This window comes from Enterococcus dispar ATCC 51266 (assembly GCF_000406945.1).
In the GTDB taxonomy this organism is placed as follows: Bacteria; Bacillota; Bacilli; order Lactobacillales; family Enterococcaceae; genus Enterococcus_C; species Enterococcus_C dispar.
On record NZ_KE136354.1, the window covers coordinates 246,351 to 263,630 of the forward strand.

Annotated in this window: 18 protein-coding genes and 1 pseudogene; 16 read left to right on the plus strand and 3 right to left on the minus strand. The window is 34.4% G+C overall.

Annotation, left to right across the window (positions count from 1 at the left end; all coding sequences use genetic code 11):
* Positions 1-45: 45 nt before the first annotated feature.
* From RK01_RS01130 to RK01_RS13420, 12 genes and pseudogenes are all read left to right on the plus strand, one after another.
* On the plus strand, positions 46-756 hold the full coding sequence (locus tag RK01_RS01130; RefSeq protein WP_016171460.1) for a hypothetical protein: 711 nt from the start codon (positions 46-48) through the stop codon (positions 754-756).
* 164 nt (positions 757-920) lie between these two features.
* On the plus strand, positions 921-1,478 hold the full coding sequence (locus RK01_RS01135; protein ID WP_016171461.1) for a recombinase family protein: 558 nt from the start codon (positions 921-923) through the stop codon (positions 1,476-1,478).
* A 116-nt stretch (positions 1,479-1,594) separates the two neighbouring features.
* Complete coding sequence (locus RK01_RS01140; RefSeq protein ID WP_016171462.1) at positions 1,595-2,770, plus strand: ATP-binding protein; 1,176 nt, start codon at positions 1,595-1,597, stop codon at positions 2,768-2,770.
* Between the two features lie 275 nt (positions 2,771-3,045).
* Entirely contained in the window at positions 3,046-3,438 is a 393-nt protein-coding gene (gene merR, locus RK01_RS01145) for an Hg(II)-responsive transcriptional regulator (protein ID WP_001863748.1), read from the plus strand.
* A gap of 28 nt (positions 3,439-3,466) precedes the next feature.
* Positions 3,467-5,125 (plus strand): mercury(II) reductase, encoded by a 1,659-nt coding sequence (gene merA, locus RK01_RS01150; protein WP_010825986.1) that lies wholly within the window; start codon positions 3,467-3,469, stop codon positions 5,123-5,125.
* A 239-nt stretch (positions 5,126-5,364) separates the two neighbouring features.
* The gene (locus tag RK01_RS01155) at positions 5,365-5,550 is read left to right on the plus strand and encodes a hypothetical protein (protein ID WP_016171463.1); all 186 of its coding nucleotides are present in this window, start codon (positions 5,365-5,367) and stop codon (positions 5,548-5,550) included.
* A 472-nt stretch (positions 5,551-6,022) separates the two neighbouring features.
* Complete coding sequence (locus RK01_RS13980; RefSeq protein ID WP_016171464.1) at positions 6,023-6,157, plus strand: hypothetical protein; 135 nt, start codon at positions 6,023-6,025, stop codon at positions 6,155-6,157.
* An 11-nt stretch (positions 6,158-6,168) separates the two neighbouring features.
* Positions 6,169-6,945, plus strand: coding sequence for a metallophosphoesterase family protein (locus tag RK01_RS01160; protein WP_244874943.1), 777 nt, complete (start codon positions 6,169-6,171; stop codon positions 6,943-6,945).
* Between the two features lie 16 nt (positions 6,946-6,961).
* Positions 6,962-8,467, plus strand: a complete 1,506-nt coding sequence (locus RK01_RS01165; protein WP_244874944.1) for a coiled-coil domain-containing protein — start codon at positions 6,962-6,964, stop codon at positions 8,465-8,467.
* 75 nt (positions 8,468-8,542) lie between these two features.
* On the plus strand, positions 8,543-8,893 hold the full coding sequence (locus tag RK01_RS01170) for a hypothetical protein (RefSeq protein WP_016171467.1): 351 nt from the start codon (positions 8,543-8,545) through the stop codon (positions 8,891-8,893).
* Between the two features lie 56 nt (positions 8,894-8,949).
* Positions 8,950-9,390, plus strand: coding sequence for a hypothetical protein (locus tag RK01_RS01175; RefSeq protein WP_016171468.1), 441 nt, complete (start codon positions 8,950-8,952; stop codon positions 9,388-9,390).
* A 150-nt stretch (positions 9,391-9,540) separates the two neighbouring features.
* Positions 9,541-9,651: pseudogene (locus RK01_RS13420) on the plus strand (hypothetical protein); the annotation flags it as partial.
* A gap of 414 nt (positions 9,652-10,065) precedes the next feature.
* Here RK01_RS13420 and RK01_RS01180 read toward each other — a convergent pair.
* The 3 genes from RK01_RS01180 to RK01_RS01190 all read right to left on the minus strand — a co-directional run bounded on the left by RK01_RS01180 (position 10,066) and on the right by RK01_RS01190 (position 13,414).
* Positions 10,066-11,379 carry an IS1380 family transposase gene (locus RK01_RS01180; RefSeq protein WP_016171469.1) on the minus strand — a complete coding sequence of 438 codons (1,314 nt, stop codon included), beginning with the start codon at positions 11,377-11,379 and terminating at the stop codon, positions 10,066-10,068.
* Positions 11,380-11,605: 226 nt separating this feature from the next.
* The gene (locus RK01_RS01185; protein WP_016171470.1) at positions 11,606-12,814 is read right to left on the minus strand and encodes a tetracycline resistance MFS efflux pump; all 1,209 of its coding nucleotides are present in this window, start codon (positions 12,812-12,814) and stop codon (positions 11,606-11,608) included.
* A gap of 120 nt (positions 12,815-12,934) precedes the next feature.
* Positions 12,935-13,414 (minus strand): MarR family transcriptional regulator, encoded by a 480-nt coding sequence (locus RK01_RS01190; protein ID WP_016171471.1) that lies wholly within the window; start codon positions 13,412-13,414, stop codon positions 12,935-12,937.
* Between the two features lie 211 nt (positions 13,415-13,625).
* Between RK01_RS01190 and RK01_RS01195 the strand changes: the two genes are divergently transcribed.
* Genes RK01_RS01195 through RK01_RS01210 form a run of 4 tightly spaced genes read left to right on the plus strand, consistent with a single transcriptional unit; the run spans position 13,626 to position 17,261 of the window.
* Complete coding sequence (locus tag RK01_RS01195; protein WP_016171472.1) at positions 13,626-14,573, plus strand: ABC transporter permease; 948 nt, start codon at positions 13,626-13,628, stop codon at positions 14,571-14,573.
* Positions 14,574-14,605: 32 nt separating this feature from the next.
* A complete protein-coding gene (locus RK01_RS01200) occupies positions 14,606-15,523 on the plus strand; it encodes an iron chelate uptake ABC transporter family permease subunit (protein WP_051113723.1) in 918 nt (305 codons plus the stop codon).
* Positions 15,520-16,293 carry an iron ABC transporter ATP-binding protein gene (locus tag RK01_RS01205; protein WP_016171474.1) on the plus strand — a complete coding sequence of 258 codons (774 nt, stop codon included), beginning with the start codon at positions 15,520-15,522 and terminating at the stop codon, positions 16,291-16,293. The genes RK01_RS01200 and RK01_RS01205 overlap by 4 nt, the downstream gene beginning before the upstream one ends.
* A gap of 32 nt (positions 16,294-16,325) precedes the next feature.
* The gene (locus tag RK01_RS01210) at positions 16,326-17,261 is read left to right on the plus strand and encodes a siderophore ABC transporter substrate-binding protein (protein WP_016171475.1); all 936 of its coding nucleotides are present in this window, start codon (positions 16,326-16,328) and stop codon (positions 17,259-17,261) included.
* The last annotated feature ends 19 nt before the right edge of the window (positions 17,262-17,280 follow it).

Here is a 17,280-nt window from a genome sequence, read left to right on the forward strand (position 1 = left end):
ATAATTGATAGATATGGAAATTAAAAAATAGGGATGGATAAATAAATGACAAATACAAGTTTAATTGAAGATAGTGTATGTGATCAATGTGGACATGCAATCGATCATGATGAAATATATTTTACAAATAAAATAAAAAGTTGGCATCGTTCTTGTCTTGAAAAATTTGAGGAAAATAATAGAATAAAGCAGTTTTTAAATGAGGATAGTGATGTTGATATTGAAGATTGTGCAATTTATTTGATAGAAAATGTGTTGGATACTTATCATGGGAAATTTATCGAAGGATCGAAACTTTATAATAGTTTGCTGGGAAAATTGCGAGGAATTATTGATAATAAACAGTTTGTTAGTAAAAAAGAGTGGCAAGATGTTGAAAGCAAAAGTAATAAAATAAGATTCTTTTTTGAGTGTATAGTTGAAAAGAAAGCAATACTTCGTGGAAAAATGAATGAAAGATATATATTGAATAGTTTTGACTCAGCAAGTTTTGCTATGAACGTATTAGTGAAATCACTTAAAGAGTATTATGATGACCGTGAAAATGAACTAAAGAGACGAAAACGAGAAGAAGAAAGATTTAACAGCATAGAATGTAAGGAAGTGCCACGAGCGCCTTATCATAAAAAAGGGGGATCTGCTTTCAAAAAGAGTGCTGCTTGGTTAGAAATATTTTCTGAAAATAAAGAAGAAAGTGAAGAAGAGGCAGAAATTGCTGCATTATTTGAAGATCGCAAAACAAATAATGTAGCATAACCAAAATGTCCAGAAAATGACCATTTTCTGGACATTTTGCATATTTGTTTAAATAGTAATATTTTTTATAGAAAAAGTGTTCATAAACTCGTAACAAAATCTATGTTCAGTTATATGCTTTTAATCAAGTTATGTTACACTAGGGATATCGAGGAGATGACATAATGAAAATAGGGTACGCTAGAGTATCAACTGGATTACAGAATTTAGATTTACAACTTGATAGTTTGAATAAATTTGGGTGTGAAAAAGTTTTTACAGACCATATTAGTGGAGCAAAAAGTCATCGTCCTGGATTGGAATCTGCTATAGATTTTGCTCGTAGTGGAGATGATATAGTTGTTTGGCGGTTAGATAGGTTAGGTAGAAATATGGAAGATCTAATTACTTTGGTAAATAGAATGAATGAACGAGGCGTGAGTTTTCATAGTCTCCAAGAGTCAATTACGATGGATAAATCCAGTTCTACGGGGCAATTAATGTTTCATCTTTTCGCAGCATTTGCTGAGTTTGAGCGAAATCTTATTTTGGAAAGGTCCGAAGCTGGACGTGCTGCCGCCAGGGCGAGAGGAAGAGTAGGTGGCCGACCTGAAAAGCTAACTGGAAAGGATTTAGAGTTATTAAAAACTCTTGTTGACAACGGAACACCAATAAAAACGATTGCTGAAAAATGGAATGTATCACGTACAACAATTTATCGTTATTTGTCCAAGATTGAATGAGCTCAACGATTATCAGCAATTGAAAGTTATCTTTATAAATAGTGTAGTTTCATGATTATTTAAACGTAACTTTAAATCTGTTGAATAGAATCAAGGAAGCATTGAGGAGGAGAATTGTGTTCGAAAGGCCTATCTACTTAAATAAGATGATACAGCTCAAAGATTCTGATGCCATCAAAATTTTGACTGGAGTTCGTGGTTCGGGAAAATCATCCTTAATGAAGTTATATAAAATACACTTGATCAATGAAGGGATACCAGATAGGAATATTGTCTATATGGATTTCGAAAGTTATGATTGTCAATCTATCAACAATCAAGAGAGGTTAAGAACGGCTTTAAACAAATTGAACCTTCAAATCCAAGATGGAATCTACTGGTTGTTTGATGAAATACAATTAGTAACTGGTTGGCAACAAGTGATAAATGATCTAAAAGCCAATTCTGATTGTGATGTTATGATAGCTGGCTCAAATTCTGATATCCTTTCAGAAGAATTACATGGCGATTGCAGTGAGATTTCAGTTCATCCGTTGTCGTTCAAAGAATTTTTACAGGTGAAACAGATGTCATCAGATTCAAGGCCCATCGATGAAGTTTATGATGAATTTGAGAAGTATGGTGGGATGCCAGCAGTCTTGCTAACACATGAAGAATCAAAAAACACAGCCCTTCAAGGAATATTTGCTAGTAGTGTTTTAAGAGATATTGTATATAAATCATTTATCAAAGATTCAGCATCCTTAAAAGGTGTTATCAGTTTTTTGGTAACGAATATTGGCTCATTTTTGAATGCATCTAAAATCTCGAATACTTTGAATGATAGAGGAGTAGTAACTTCTGTCCCTACAGTAAGACGATACCTAAATCTCTTGGAAACAAGCTATCTGTTTGATAAAGTAAAGAAATATGACATTGAGAATCATGAGTATCTAAAAACAAATAGCAAGTATTTCATGGTTGATTCTGGTTTGAATAGAAGTACGCTTGGACAAGCTGCTGATAACATTAGTTCTATGGAAAGCATTGTATATATGGAATTAAAGCGACGAGGCTATCATGTTGATGTTGGCTATTTGGATAATAGAGAAATAGGATTTGTCGCTACACGGCTAGATGAGACTGTATATGTTAGGAGCGTTTTTGATTTGTCAGAGGCTATTGATGCAACGGAAGGTTTCAATAAAATTAATGACAATTGTAAGAAGATGTTGGTTAGCAGCTATTATCAAGAGACGAAACAAGAGAATGATATCGAGATTAAATATATCGTTGACTGGTTATTAGAATAAATTATCAAGTAGCTTGTCCTATTGTGGAAGTAAGCTAATTTGAAGAAGCATAAAATAAAGGGTCTTCGGAATATATAGTGGAATTACTTTCTTAATAGTTTAAAAACAACTGGTGTTTAAATCGGATTTTCTGGTGGGATGTTAGGATAATCAATAGTATTATATAAAAGTATCAATCACATACGAGTGATACTTTGGGAAAAAAATAAAATAGTCCAATTTACTTGAACGTGTACTATGGTACACGGTTTATAATATTCATGGGGTGAAATAAGATGATTTATCGCATTAGTGAGTTTGCAGATAAATGTGGAGTTAATAAAGAAACGATCAGATATTACGAGCGAAAAAATTTATTACAAGAACCTCACCGAACGGAAGCTGGTTATCGGATATATTCATATGATGACGTTAAGCGTGTTGGGTTTATTAAACGAATACAGGAACTTGGTTTTTCTTTAAGCGAGATTTATAAATTACTTGGTGTTGTAGATAAAGATGAAGTTCGTTGTCAAGATATGTTCGAATTTGTTTCTAAAAAACAAAAGGAAGTGCAAAAACAAATAGAGGATTTAAAACGAATTGAAACTATGTTAGACGACTTAAAACAACGATGTCCAGATGAAAAGCAATTACATTCGTGTCCAATAATAGAAACATTAACATGAGAGATTAATTAACGAAAGGAGCTTTTTTATGAATAAATTTAAGGTAAACATTTCAGGAATGACTTGTACGGGTTGTGAAAAACACGTAGAATCAGCACTTGAAAAGATAGGTGCTAAAAATATTGAGTCTAGTTATCGTCGTGGTGAAGCAGTATTTGAACTGCCCGATGATATTGAGGTTGAAAGTGCAATAAAGGCGATTGCTGACGCAAACTATCACCCGGGCGAAGCAGAAGAAATACAAGTGCAATCGGAAAAAAGGACAGATGTAAGTTTAAATGATGAAGGTAACTATGATTATGATTACATCATCATCGGTTCTGGTGGAGCTGCCTTTTCATCTGCCATTGAAGCCGTTACTTTGAACGCAAAAGTGGCTATGATTGAGCGTGGAACGGTGGGTGGAACTTGCGTTAATGTCGGATGCGTTCCTTCTAAGACCTTATTAAGAGCAGGGGAAATCAATCATCTAGCAAAAAATAATCCATTTGTGGGATTACACACTTCGGCTTCAAATGTTGATTTAGCGCCATTAGTAAAACAAAAGAATGATTTAGTAACCGAGATGCGAAATGAAAAATATGTGAATTTAATTGATGATTATGGTTTTGAATTAATAAAAGGTGAAGCAAAATTCGTAAATGAAAATACAGTTGAAGTAAATGGCAATCAAATCACAGCCAAAAGATTTTTAATAGCTACAGGTGCTTCTTCAACTGCACCTAATATTCCCGGATTAGATGAAGTAGATTATTTAACAAGCACTAGCTTATTGGAATTAAAGAAGGTTCCAAATCGTCTTACCGTAATTGGTTCAGGATATATCGGCATGGAATTAGGACAACTATTTCATAACCTCGGGTCAGAAGTCACTTTGATTCAAAGAAGCGAGCGTCTATTAAAAGAATACGATCCTGAAATTTCAGAAGCCATTACTAAGGCCTTAACAGAACAGGGAATTAATTTAGTAACAGGTGCAACCTATGAACGAGTTGAGCAAGATGGAGACATTAAAAAAGTTCATGTTGAGATAAATGGTAAAAAGCGAATTATTGAAGCAGAACAATTGCTAATTGCCACTGGAAGAAAACCAAATACAGAATCATTAAACTTACATGCAGCAGGCGTTGAAGTTGGTTCCCGTGGTGAAATTGTCATTGATGATTATCTTAAAACGACCAATTCCCGAATTTATTCAGCTGGAGATGTCACTCTCGGTCCCCAATTTGTTTATGTAGCTGCTTATGAAGGTGGACTTGCTGCTCGTAATGCAATCGGAGGACTAAATCAAAAGGTCAATTTAGAAGTGGTTCCAGGCGTTACGTTTACTTCTCCATCGATTGCAACGGTTGGTTTAACGGAGCAACAGGCAAAAGAAAAAGGATATGAAGTGAAAACATCGGTATTGCCGTTGGATGCTGTTCCAAGAGCGCTCGTTAATCGGGAAACAACAGGTGTTTTCAAATTAGTGGCAGACGCGAAAACATTGAAAGTGTTAGGGGCGCATGTAGTGGCAGAAAACGCAGGAGACGTAATTTATGCAGCAACATTAGCTGTGAAATTCGGTTTAACTGTTGGAGATCTGAGAGAAACGATGGCTCCATATCTAACAATGGCTGAAGGGCTAAAATTAGCTGCACTTACGTTCGATAAAGATGTTTCGAAATTATCTTGTTGTGCAGGCTAAGGGAACTTTTTTTACAACTCCCTATTCAAGTGAACCAGCTAATACTGTACTAAAGGTGTAGTAGTTTAGCAAAGTCTACAAAAGATTTCATACACTATTTTGCGATCACCCATTATATAAATGCTTTAAGGGATTTTCTAAGTGCATTTGTGGTCACAAAAATAATTTAACACTGATGATTTCGACATCAAATCTATAATTGATACCTTAACACAGCAGAGTAATAAAGGATGAACAATATGTCAGACTTATTATCCCTACCAGACATTAAAACAATAGAACCACCACAAGAAAATGAAACCGATATGATGTTTAAAGTTGAAGCAGTCGGACCACCTGAACCGATTTTTCCACACTTATTAAGAATTTGGAGAAGGGTGATTTATAAGCCCTTTTCCACCATAAAATCCGAATACCCAAAATAAACAGTGATAAAGTGATAGTTCCTTTTAGTGAGAAAGCAAATAGGGAACTACCACTTTTTATTTTGGTCATTTATCGGTTAATAATAGGTATTTGGAGGCTTCATTGTCAGAGGTAAGTTGTATTTAAACTGGATAATATACATATCGATTCTAGTGGGGGAGTTTTTATTATTTTACTGGAGATTTATAAAATCCACATTTTATAAATGATAATTGGTTATTTAAACTAGTCGTAGCGTTGACTTGCTTATTGTTTTATATAGGTTTTTGTTAAATTTATATTTACTATAATTGTTATCTATATTATTCTTTAAATATGCTAGCATGATTTTACCTAAAAAGAAAATAATTCGTATTAATAGTCTTCAGAAAAATGGGGGGATGATTTTCTCGAAAAGGCTCATTTTTTTATGCCAAGAATTAGGAAGTTGGTTTATTCACTCGCCATAAAAATTTACTGGAGTTATGAGTAGTGCAAGAAATTGAAGTAGTAGATATCAGTAAGAAAGGTAGAAAGGAAAAACTAGCCATTGTGGTTCCTGATGAATTAATTAAAACGGTTACCAAAAGGATCCCCAATAAAGCTGGACTAAAACTTTCGATATGATGGTAAAACCTATGCAAATTGATTATGTATCTGATTTACATTTAAGTCATTACGTTTCGCTAAAAAAGAATCCGCAGAAGCAGTCTGATCAAGTCCAAGTATTTATTGAGAAATACTTTATTTCTAATTCCAAGGGTCAAGTATTAGTCCTAGCGGGAGATTATTCGGAGTACAACTTGCAAACTATTACGATGATTGAAACTTTTGCCTTGTATTATCGGCATGTATTGGTTGTCTTTGGAAATCATGATCATTATCTTACATCACAGTCGCAAAGGAAAAAGTATGATTACTGCTCAGAGAATCGCTTGTTAGAAATACAGAATTATTTTAGTGAAATTGATAATGTTCATATTCTTCAGAATCAAGTTATTACAATTGATAACGTAAAATTTGCTGGGACGAGATTATGGTACAACCTAACTTCACCAAAGAGCTTTGAGTTTTATAAAAATCAAAGTAATGACAGCCAATTTATTTTTTCTTGTTGGGATAATTCTACATCTGTTTGGAAGGAATACCATGATCAAGATTTGTCTTTCTATAATTCATTAGCTGATATTGATGTCATGGTTAGTCATATCCCTCCAGTTCAACCTATAAAGAGTTTATTCCCATTTAATGAATGTTACGTTTGTTCAGTAAATGATTTTAAAGCGAAACGATGGATCTGTGGTCATCAACATTTAGTTGATAATTTTGAAAAACAGGGAGTTGTCTTTTATATGAATGCGATTGGCTATCCTTGGGAAGATAACGAACTATCGATTCAATCATTTACTATTTGAAAGTGGTGATCAATCAGTGAAGAGATACGATATTAAACCGAGTCATATCAAAAAAGTTGAAAATACCAATAAAGAGAATCAAGATAATCAGCGTGATAAGTTGCTGGAGCGGATGAGAGCGAAGGAGAAAAATAGGGCAAAGTCAGAAGGTTCAAAAGGCTCCTCTGATTCAATCAAGAAAGATAATAAGAAGATTTTAGACCAATCTAAGCAAGATGAGATAGTTAGACTTAATAATCAAATTTCTAAGTTAAAGCGTGAACTCAACAATTGTAAAAAGGAGGCAGCAATCGAGAGGAAAAAATGTAGAATTGCAAAATCTAACTTAAAGGAACTCGAAAAAGCTTCTTCTGAACGTATTAATGATGTGTTAAAAGAAGCTGATGATATCAGAAAACAAGCTAGACATGAGCTGGAAGAAGCAACTCAATTATTGGAGGAGTTGCAAGCTGCAGGTTGGGATCGTGATAATGATTCTATCAAGGAACTTGAATTAAGAAATGAAGCAATACTATTTTTAATACATGAGCGGATAAAGAACAGTAAATATGTAAGTAAGGTTCAAAATCGTGAACAAAATATCAATAAAAAAGTTAGAAATATTGAGAAAGAATTATCAGACTTAAAAGATAGCAAAATTGAGTATCAGAAGATAGTTGCTCGGAAAGATCGACAATTTGAAAAATTACAAAAGGAAAAAGATTCTCTGCAAGCTCGTTATAATAAATTACAAAAAAGCATTCATAGATTGAAAAGTACTAATGCACAAGATGTTATTCCAAAACTAATCCAACAATTAGATAGTCGTACTTTTCGAAGCTTTAATCAATTGAACACGCTGTTTGAGAAGTACCAATGGACATTTAAGTATAATTCACAGAAACCTAGTGATAATAAGTCTGATGTTCTATACGGATTTTTGGAAGTAAGAAAAGGCGATGCATTGTATTTTCATGATATCAACAATGAAATAATGTTACCAATAACTGTTCATAAAGGATTTAAAAGAAAAGATTTATTAATAGATGGCATGGCAATCCAAGTATTTCGGAAATTGGAAAATCCTGACTCTGTCTCATTAGGATATTGTTACCCGATTGTTGAAAAAACTAACTCAAGCAAGAAAAACCAAAAAGAGAAAACTGAGTTAAGGGCAGGAAAAGAGATAAATCATCCATTTGCTAATGAGAAAGTACAAAAATGGGCTGCTGAAATATCAATATTGGTAGTTGGAAACAAGCATGTAAAAGCTTTTGTTAATCAACTAGCTAAATATGTAAAAAGTGTCGAATATATTGATGCCTATGAAAAAGGAGAAAAATATACTTTTGAAAGGATTCGCTCTGTAGACTATTCTTTTATAATGTTAGACAGTGTTCCGCACACAATTTCAACATTTATTAAAACCTTTGATCCTTTAGAGAAGAAAATTCAGATCTTTAAACTTGCAAATGAGGAGGACGGCTTAATCCGATTGAATTATTTGTATTGGAACCAAGAGGAAGACGAACAAAAAATTTGAGAAATGATAATCTATTTAAATAGTATAGAATACATTCGATGTGTTTTAGTTGGAAAAACAGGAGGTATATAATCTATGGGAACGAAAAAGACGATGGATGGTAAAGATATATATGATTATATTTGGGATGACTATAGAAAACTAGAAAAGAACACTAAAGTTTTTTTAGACAAGGGTAAAAAGGTAGCAGAGTTAAGAGCTTTTTTATATCATTTTCAATCTATTTCGGATCTTTCAATGGTGACCGATGATGAAAATGAATGCTATCAAATAGATGGGGGAGATCATATTCCCGCTGAATATTTTGAAAAGATTCGATCTGTCATGGAAGAGATCTTAGTATCATCAGAAAATGAGTTTAATAATTTAGCTAATTCACTTAAGTTACCTAATAGTATACTAGAAGAGGATATTACGGTAGTGTAAGTAGTTTAGTTTCTGGCTAGATTTGTAGTACGTACACAATTGGAAGGAATTTTGTTATGAAGACGCTAGGTGATAAGTTACGTAATTCTCTAATAACATCATTAAAGGAACAAGTCATTGCTTATCTTCAAAAACAATTTATGCCTGATTATTCAACAGATAAGATTTCTGAACGAATAAATTCTTTCTTAAAGACTGTTGAATTATCAATTGAAGCTAAATTTGAAATAAGCAAATATAGATTGTCTATTTACCAGGAAACAGACGACTTCGATGAGAGGAGTATTTATTGGCATGTTTCTTTCAAAGATGAAAATGATGATATGTATGCAATAGATTTTATTCCACTCATTGAACTATTGAATTACCCTGTTGAAGGATATCAAGAAAATGCAACGCTTATTGGGGATGTAATCTGGGAATTAACCTTTGATGGATGGATAGTGGAGGAGCAACAAAAACGAATATCTGAGATGAAAAAACGGTATGGTGAGTAGTTAAACTCATTTTAGTTAAATAGACAAGTATTTCTAAAAAGAAATTTACACCTAGTTAGCAATACTACCCACTTTCTATTTTGAAGGGATTGTTGGACCAGTGCTGAAGTGATAATATTCTTTATATAATAGAAGAAAAAAATCACAGGTAAAGCTGACCGTATTGCTAAATACAACCAATTATTACGTATCGAAGACCAATTAGGCGAAGTTGCTGAATACAAAGGCGTTAACGCATTCTACAACTTAAAAAACAAATAATCTTTGATTAGTTTTAAGACTCCAGACTTCATTGTCTGGGGTCTTTTTTTATGGGGAAAAAATTATATGACTTTTATAGGGAATAAGGCAGGTATGATCCATTCTTAATAGGAAAGAGTTAATCGCGTTTGTTCCACTTTTCTTGTTATCAGCTCCCCTAAACGAATTATTCTTAAGCTATTAAGTCAAAATATTGAGAAATGTAAACCTGAATAATTCATACTTTTTATAAACTACCAAATTTTATAATTATCTGTTTAGTTTTATGCTCAATGGTTCTTTTTCTCAAAAATATTTTTCTAAAGGGTTTAATTTATTTTTGCTAACTGATTAAGTTCAAGAAAGACCTCATTTTGGGCGCACTCATCCTATCGAATGGTTAACGAATTTTTTTGAATGGCGCAATAAACGCAACTAACACTGCAGTACCTGAATGTTTTGTAGAATCCGATAAAATAACTTCTGGTAAACATGGTAACTACTTAATTTCAAGTATTGTCTTCTTCCGGAATGAACTATCTTTCCAGCAATTTTAAAGAGAAATAAGCGAATAGTAGAAACCTGATACCCTTTCGTTTCATTGGTAAAACACAATGTTCGCATGAAGTTCACGATATTGTAAGCCAATAGGCTTACGATCATACGAGCATGATTTTCTATAAAACGTGGGCTATCTGTTTTATCCAAGTAAAAGCCGTTTTTTGCTTCCTTAATGTAATTTTCCATCGTTCCTCTTTTTGAATACGTTTGGAAAACCATTTCTGGAGAGACGTCTTTTGAAAAATTGGTAATGATGAATTCATGTCTAAAAAGCAATTCACTAGCTTCTCTGGTTGATTTTATGCAGATCCTTCTGGATTTTCCCCACGACTTTGCTTGATAAGTGGCGTTATAGTAATGAACTTCTTTCTTACTCCAATCGTGATGATCCTTAATGGTAACGAATTGCTCAGCGATTCTGTACAGATTACGATTGGATTTCAAACGGATAGTATACAAACTATCGTACTCTTCACAAAGTTCATACAAATCAGGCATTGCGAATCCACTATCTGCACGTACCATAATAGTGCTTACTGGTGTCACAGAGTGATAATGCTCAAATAATGGACGAGTAAATGCTGCGACGCCTTTTGAGGTGTAGACATTTCCAGAACGAAGTTCTGCTTTAAGAAAGTCTCCGGTAAGACCATCAAAGGCAACGAGTGGATGATAACCGGTTGTCTGGTAATGCGCATTATAATCGGTCATTTCTTGGTTTCCAAAGGTATCACTGTGAGTAGAATCTAAATCGAAAATCATTTCGTTCGTATTTCGAATCGTACGTGCTTTATCAATCAAAATCTGGTTAACCTTTTGTAGTTGGACGATATTTTCTGTTGACATCCGATCCCAAAAGCGAGAAATGGATGACTGTGAAGCCAACCGCTTTTTGCTTAAAACAGCTTGAAAGATAGGATCCGTTGCTAATATATTGGCTGAAGAATCTGTAGGATAGCCTGCAATCAACTGCAAGATGATTTGTTCCAGAATAGATTCATTTTCATGAACATGATACAGTCGGTCATCTTGAATCTGGATGTTTTTACATAAGATTTGGCTAAACTCAAATTTGTTCATGAACTCTTTTGCTAATATTAAGCCGGAATCTGAGGACAAATTTCCACCAGAGTGAGATACTGTAACATTTGAATTGAAAAGTAGACGATTTTCGTGTAAAGTTGCCATTGAGAGAACCCCTTTCTTTGGTTAGGTTTAGTCACTTTAACCATAGCAGATTGGGGTTCTTTTTGTACACCCAAAGGGTGCGAATAAACGAAACAAAATAGACTGTTATAACAAGGTTTTTGAAGCGTTTTTGAAAACTATGAATTATTCAGGGTAAAAGCAGATTATTAAGAATGCCATCTGATTGTTTGAGAGCTGGAGGAGTTTCATCCACTTTTTTTACATTTTATTTCTCTAAAGGTACGGGCAGTTTTTGATGTTTAAGAAATAAAAGTGCACACAAAATGAAAAATACCCCTGCAATGGCAGGACTGATGGGTGTTATACGATAAAGTTGACCGATGAGTAAAGGCCCAATAATTCGAGCTAAGGCCTGAATGCTTTGAGCGCCACCTTGAACTTGTCCTTGGCTATTCTCAGCGGTCATTTTTGATAATAGGCCGTTAAAGGCAGGACAAAAGATAGCATCGCCTAAACTAAAAAGTATCATTCCGCCAACAAATATACTGGAAGTGTGAGCAAGATAAGCCATCCCAATAAAGAAATAACCAAAAATTTCAGCAATCATACCCAAAGAGATGATTTTTTGATCGGAAAAGTGACGTAAAAGAACGGGCATAATCAAAGTTTGCGAAAAAATGTCTAAAATACCAATCATGGCAAACATCACGCCAATTAGAGTTGGCTTCCAAGCAAATGTATCGATAGAAAATTGTGAAAAAATCGCTTGTAGACCACCATTTGGTAACCAAAGTAAAAATCCGGTAAATAAAATTCGGTTGATAACAGGTAGCGTTAAAATTTTAATTAACTGTTGCAAGGGATTTAAGTGATGCCATGTAATCTTTTGCTTTCTTTTGTCTAATGGCAAAGTTTCTGGCATAAAAATAAAGCCGTAAGTGGCGTTTAATAAGCAGATAACAGCACCTACAAAAAACGGCATATTGTTACCCCAATTGGCTAAAATACCACCGATAACCGGACCAAGAGCTGTACCAATACCCACAGTTGCACTAATCCAACCAAAAAATCGCGTTCGTTTTTGAGGCGGTGTAATATCGGCAAAGTAAGCAAAAAGAGCGGCGATTTCTCCACCTGTCAAACCATCTATAATCCGGCCTAAGAATAACAATGCCAGTGAACCGCCAATGCCGAAAATAAGATAACCAAGAGCTGCTCCTAGTAAACTGATAAGTAAGACTGGGCGTCTACCAAAGCGATCACTTAGATTACCTAAAATAGGGGCTGCTAAAAATAGTGCGGCAGCATAAGCGGCTGCTAAAAATGTTACGATTGTCGCTTGTTGACTTTCGTTAACATAAGGTACCACTAAAAAGGGGATGACAGGATTGACGATTGTTAATCCTACCCCTGTTAAAAAAACTGAGATAAAGCCAAAAATTAAAGCATGTTTATTTACATTATTATGATTCATAAAAGTTTCCTCCGTTATTTTTGTTTCTTTGTTAACAAAAACGGGTGTAAAACTTTTATGTTTCCTTGTCAACAAAAAAATATCCACATCGAAACATTCTAAGTGGGTATTTGAAAGAAATTATTCATTTGGCGAACCAGATTTTGAGTCAGTGGGACGGGGGATTTTTTTTAAATGTTCCCGATAACGGCCGATAAAACGAAAAATTGTATCAAATTCTTCATCTGTCATATTGGTAAAAACTTCTTGATCCCGATTAGCGAAGCTTTGATGTAACTTCTGATGAATTTGATTGATTTGTTCCCCTTGACTAGTTAGTCGAAAATAAATTTCTTTTTTATTTGCTGGTAATTGATAACTTTCAATTAAATCTTTTGCTGTTAACTTTTTGGCAAGTTTGCTAATGGCGCCCCGTGTCATGTAAGTAGCAGCAGCAAGTTTGGTGACATTGGGATTAGGAATTAAGCCAATTTTTTCAATTAAGTCAATTTCGTTTAATTTATAACCCTGTAATGCCTGCTCCATTTGAGGGCGATTCAGCCAGACCAATTCATTCGTTAAATCCATTAATTGACTCATCAATAATTGTTGTCGTTTCAAAATTTTCCACCTCACAAAAGTTATTCTGGCGTTAGTATAGCATGTTTTGTTGCATCGGCAACATTTTTAGTGTTTTTTTGACAATAGGTTAAAAAAAAGAGATATGAAAACGATAAAAAAACAGCAAAATACTATTGTCATTTTGTGAATAATTGCGTATAGTTAATTGAAAGTGAGAATCATTATCAATTAGATAGTTAGGAATGTGCTTGTGAAAAAAACAGGAATCTTTTTACTTGTCATTTTATGTTTCCTCTCCATTTTTAGTGGCGTAGGAGAAATGAGCATGAATGGGTTAATGCAAGGAATAAAAAGTCAATGGCTTTTGCTGGAAGAAACAAGATTACCTCGAACCGTAAGCGTTATATTGGCGGGTAGTATGCTGAGTATTTGTGGTTTAGTGACACAAAAAGTACTGCAAAATCGCTTTGTTTCGACGAGTTCTATTGGCATGATGGATTCTGCACGTTTGGGGATCTTATTAGTAATGTTATTTATGCCTAACAGCAGTATTTGGCAACGTACGTTGGTCGCTTTTGTTTTTAGTTATGTAGGCGTTTTAGCATTTCTCTTTTTAACTCGTTTATTACCAAAAAATAACCCTTTAATTATACCGTTAACCGGTATGATGTTTGGTAATATTATCGGTGCTATTGCGAACTTTTTTGGTTATCAATTTCAGTTGGTTCAAAATATGTCTTCTTGGCTGCAAGGAAATTTCGCAACGGTTATGAAAGAAGACTACCGCTTAATTTACTTAACAATTCCTGTATTCATTATTATTTTTTTACTATTACAGCAAATTATGGTACTCAGTTTAGGTGATGATTTAGCGCAAAACTTAGGTGTAAATGTCAAGAAAATGCAGTTTGTTGTCTTAGGTTTAGTGGCACTCGGATCAAGTGTAGTGCTAATTATGGTGGGAAGTGTGCCGTTTTTAGGAATTGTAGTGCCAAATCTGGTAACTTGGTATTTTGGTGATCATTTGCACCATTCTTTAGCTTTTACAGGAATTTGGGGGGCAAACTTTTTGCTGATTTGTGATTTGTTAGCTCGTAATGTGATTGCGCCTTATGAATTACCAGTTAGTGTGGTAGTCGGTGTTATCGGCGGTATCATTTTCTTACTGCTGATTATGAGGAGGCGTAAATTGGCTTGAAAAATTATAGACTGAAAATTTTTATATTATGTATGTTCGCATGTCTGTTTTTAGGGTTATACCTTAGTTATGGTACATATGGGAATTGGTCTTTTGCTTTTTCTCTACGTGGCAAAAAAATCGCAGCTTTTGTCTTAGTTGCCATTTTAATCCCAGTTAGCACGATTAGTTTTCAAACGTTGACGCAAAATCAGTTTTTGACCCCAGGAATTCTAGGGATTGATCAATTGTACGTGACACTCCAGACCCTTCTATTTTTTCTTATTGGGGGTACGACAGTATTAGCAGAAAAATCTGTTGCCTTATTTTTATTGAATATTATCTTAATGGCAGGTCTAAGCGTCCTCTTTATTACCTTTTTTTTAGGAAAATCGGGTAAAGATTTATTTACTCTTTTAATGGTAGGGATGATTGCTTCTAGTCTATTTGGCAGCATCAGTACCTTTTTACAAGTTCTGATGGATCCTAATGAATATGATTTACTACAAGGAAGACTTTTTGCTAGTTTCAGCAATGTGGATAGCAATCATTTAGTGATTAGTACAGGTTTGCTTTTTCTGATTATCAGCTTTTTCTGGTATTTTTCACCAGAATTAGATGCGTTAAGATTAGGGGTAGATTTAGCAGTTAATCTAGGGATTTCAGTCGCCTGGTTACAAAAAATATTACTATTTTTGATTGCCGCTGCCATAGGAGTAGCAACTGCTTTAGTTGGTCCAACTGTCTTTTTAGGTTTTGTGATTGCTACAATTAGTTATGAAATTTTTCCCAAAGCCAATCATCGGCAACTTTTTATAGGTGCAAGTTTAATTGCAATTATCTTCTTAGTGGGCGGACAGTTTTTATTGGAGCAAGTATTTGGATTAAAAACAACAATTAGCATTTTGATTCAATTTATTGGCGGCCTATTTTTTATTATCAAATTAGTAATAGAAAGGAAAAAGACATGATTGAGCTAAAAGAAGTAAGTAAGAAATATCAACAAAAAATTGTACTGGATAATATTGAACTGCAGCTACCCAAAGGGGAACTAATTGCTTTTATTGGTCCGAATGGTGCTGGCAAAAGTACTTTACTAAGCATTATGAGCCGCCTTCAGCAAGATTTTTGCGGTGAGCTTTTTATTGATAATGGTGAGATTCGCACTTGGCATTCCAAAGAATTAGCCAAACGCTTAGCAATTTTAAAACAAAACAACCAGTTGCAAGCACGACTCACTGTGGCGGAATTAGTCGCCTTTGGTCGTTTCCCTTATACACGAGGAAAATTAAATGAAACCGACCAACAAATCATCTCAAAGGCGTTAACATCAATGGCATTAAGTAATTTGGCAGAAAATGAATTGCAAACCTTATCGGGTGGACAATTACAAAGGGCCTATATTGCGATGATTTTAGCGCAAGATACCGAATATATTTTATTAGATGAACCTTTGAATAACTTGGATATGAACCATGCTAACCATATGATGCGCTTATTAAAAAAATTGGTCAAAGAAACTGAGAAAACGATTTTCTTAGTGATTCATGATATTAATTTTGCGGCGGCTTTTGCCGATACCATTGTTGCGATGAAAGAAGGAGCCATATTTAAAATGGGGCCTGTGGCAGAAGTGATTACCTCTGAAGTTTTAGGTGAGCTTTATGAGATGAACGTACGTGTGTGTGAACTAATGGGGAAACGGGTTTGTATGTACTTTGACACAGATATCAGCGTTTAGGCGCTTATCAATAATTTTTTTGGGAGGATATGATGAAAAAAACAGTTTTTATGCTAGTTGCCGCTACGTTCATGATTTTGACAGGCTGCAGTAATAGTGCTGCTAAAACAGAGGCAACAAAAGATAGCCAAGTAAAAAGTGAGGTAACGATTCAAGATGCCAATGGTGAAATCACCGTACCAAAAGCACCGCAAAAGGTAGTGGTCTTTGATAATAGTGCTTTAGATACGATGAATGTCTTAGGTGTTGGTGATAAAGTCGTGGGTGCTGCCACCGACAATTTACCTGACTTTTTAAAATCATATAAAAATGTCGCCTCAGCTGGTGGGATTAAAGAACCAGATTTGGAGAAAATCAACGCTTTAAAACCTGACTTGATTATTATTTCTGGACGACAACGGGATTTTCAAAAAGATTTAGAAAAAATTGCACCAACGATTTTCTTTTCTACTGATAATAAAGATACTTGGAAATCAATTCAAAACCAAGTCAATGCCATTGCTCAAATATTTGATAAAGAAGCAGAAGCAAAAAAAGAAATTGCTACTTTACAAGAAAAGATTGATGCTACAAAGAAAAAGGCGGCTAATAGTGGAAAAGCACTGGTTTTATTAGCAAATGAAGGCAGCATTTCTGCTTATGGTAAAGGTTCTCGCTTTGGCATTGTTCATGATACTTTTGGTTTTAAAGAAGCAGATGAAACGATTAAAGCATCTACCCACGGTCAAAATGTTTCTTATGAATATGTGTTGGAAAAAAATCCGGCAATTATTTTTGTAGTCGATCGTACCAAAGCAATTGGGGGTGACGCTAGCCAAAATCAGGTTGCCGCTAATGAACTCGTTAAACAAACAGCAGCCGGCAAAAACCAAAAGGTGATTTCTTTAGATCCAAGTGTTTGGTATTTAGCTGGTTCAGGCTTAGAGTCGGTTAAAATTATGATTGAAAATGTCAACAAAGCATTTTAAAGAAAATAAAAGAAAAGCG

Excerpts from the sequence above, each read along its gene's own strand:
- RK01_RS01205 (WP_016171474.1), top strand. The coding sequence starts at position 15,520 with ATGATTGAGCTAAAAGAAGTAAGTAAGAAATATCAACAAAAAATTGTA.
- merR (WP_001863748.1), top strand. The coding sequence starts at position 3,046 with ATGATTTATCGCATTAGTGAGTTTGCAGATAAATGTGGAGTTAATAAA.
- RK01_RS01185 (WP_016171470.1), bottom strand. The coding sequence starts at position 12,814 with ATGAATCATAATAATGTAAATAAACATGCTTTAATTTTTGGCTTTATC.
- RK01_RS01155 (WP_016171463.1), top strand. The coding sequence starts at position 5,365 with ATGTCAGACTTATTATCCCTACCAGACATTAAAACAATAGAACCACCA.
- RK01_RS01135 (WP_016171461.1), top strand. The coding sequence starts at position 921 with ATGAAAATAGGGTACGCTAGAGTATCAACTGGATTACAGAATTTAGAT.
- RK01_RS01180 (WP_016171469.1), bottom strand. The coding sequence starts at position 11,379 with ATGGCAACTTTACACGAAAATCGTCTACTTTTCAATTCAAATGTTACA.
- RK01_RS01130 (WP_016171460.1), top strand. The coding sequence starts at position 46 with ATGACAAATACAAGTTTAATTGAAGATAGTGTATGTGATCAATGTGGA.
- RK01_RS01160 (WP_244874943.1), top strand. The coding sequence starts at position 6,169 with ATGCAAATTGATTATGTATCTGATTTACATTTAAGTCATTACGTTTCG.
- RK01_RS01200 (WP_051113723.1), top strand. The coding sequence starts at position 14,606 with ATGTTCGCATGTCTGTTTTTAGGGTTATACCTTAGTTATGGTACATAT.
- RK01_RS01210 (WP_016171475.1), top strand. The coding sequence starts at position 16,326 with ATGAAAAAAACAGTTTTTATGCTAGTTGCCGCTACGTTCATGATTTTG.
- merA (WP_010825986.1), top strand. The coding sequence starts at position 3,467 with ATGAATAAATTTAAGGTAAACATTTCAGGAATGACTTGTACGGGTTGT.
- RK01_RS01175 (WP_016171468.1), top strand. The coding sequence starts at position 8,950 with ATGAAGACGCTAGGTGATAAGTTACGTAATTCTCTAATAACATCATTA.
- RK01_RS01170 (WP_016171467.1), top strand. The coding sequence starts at position 8,543 with ATGGGAACGAAAAAGACGATGGATGGTAAAGATATATATGATTATATT.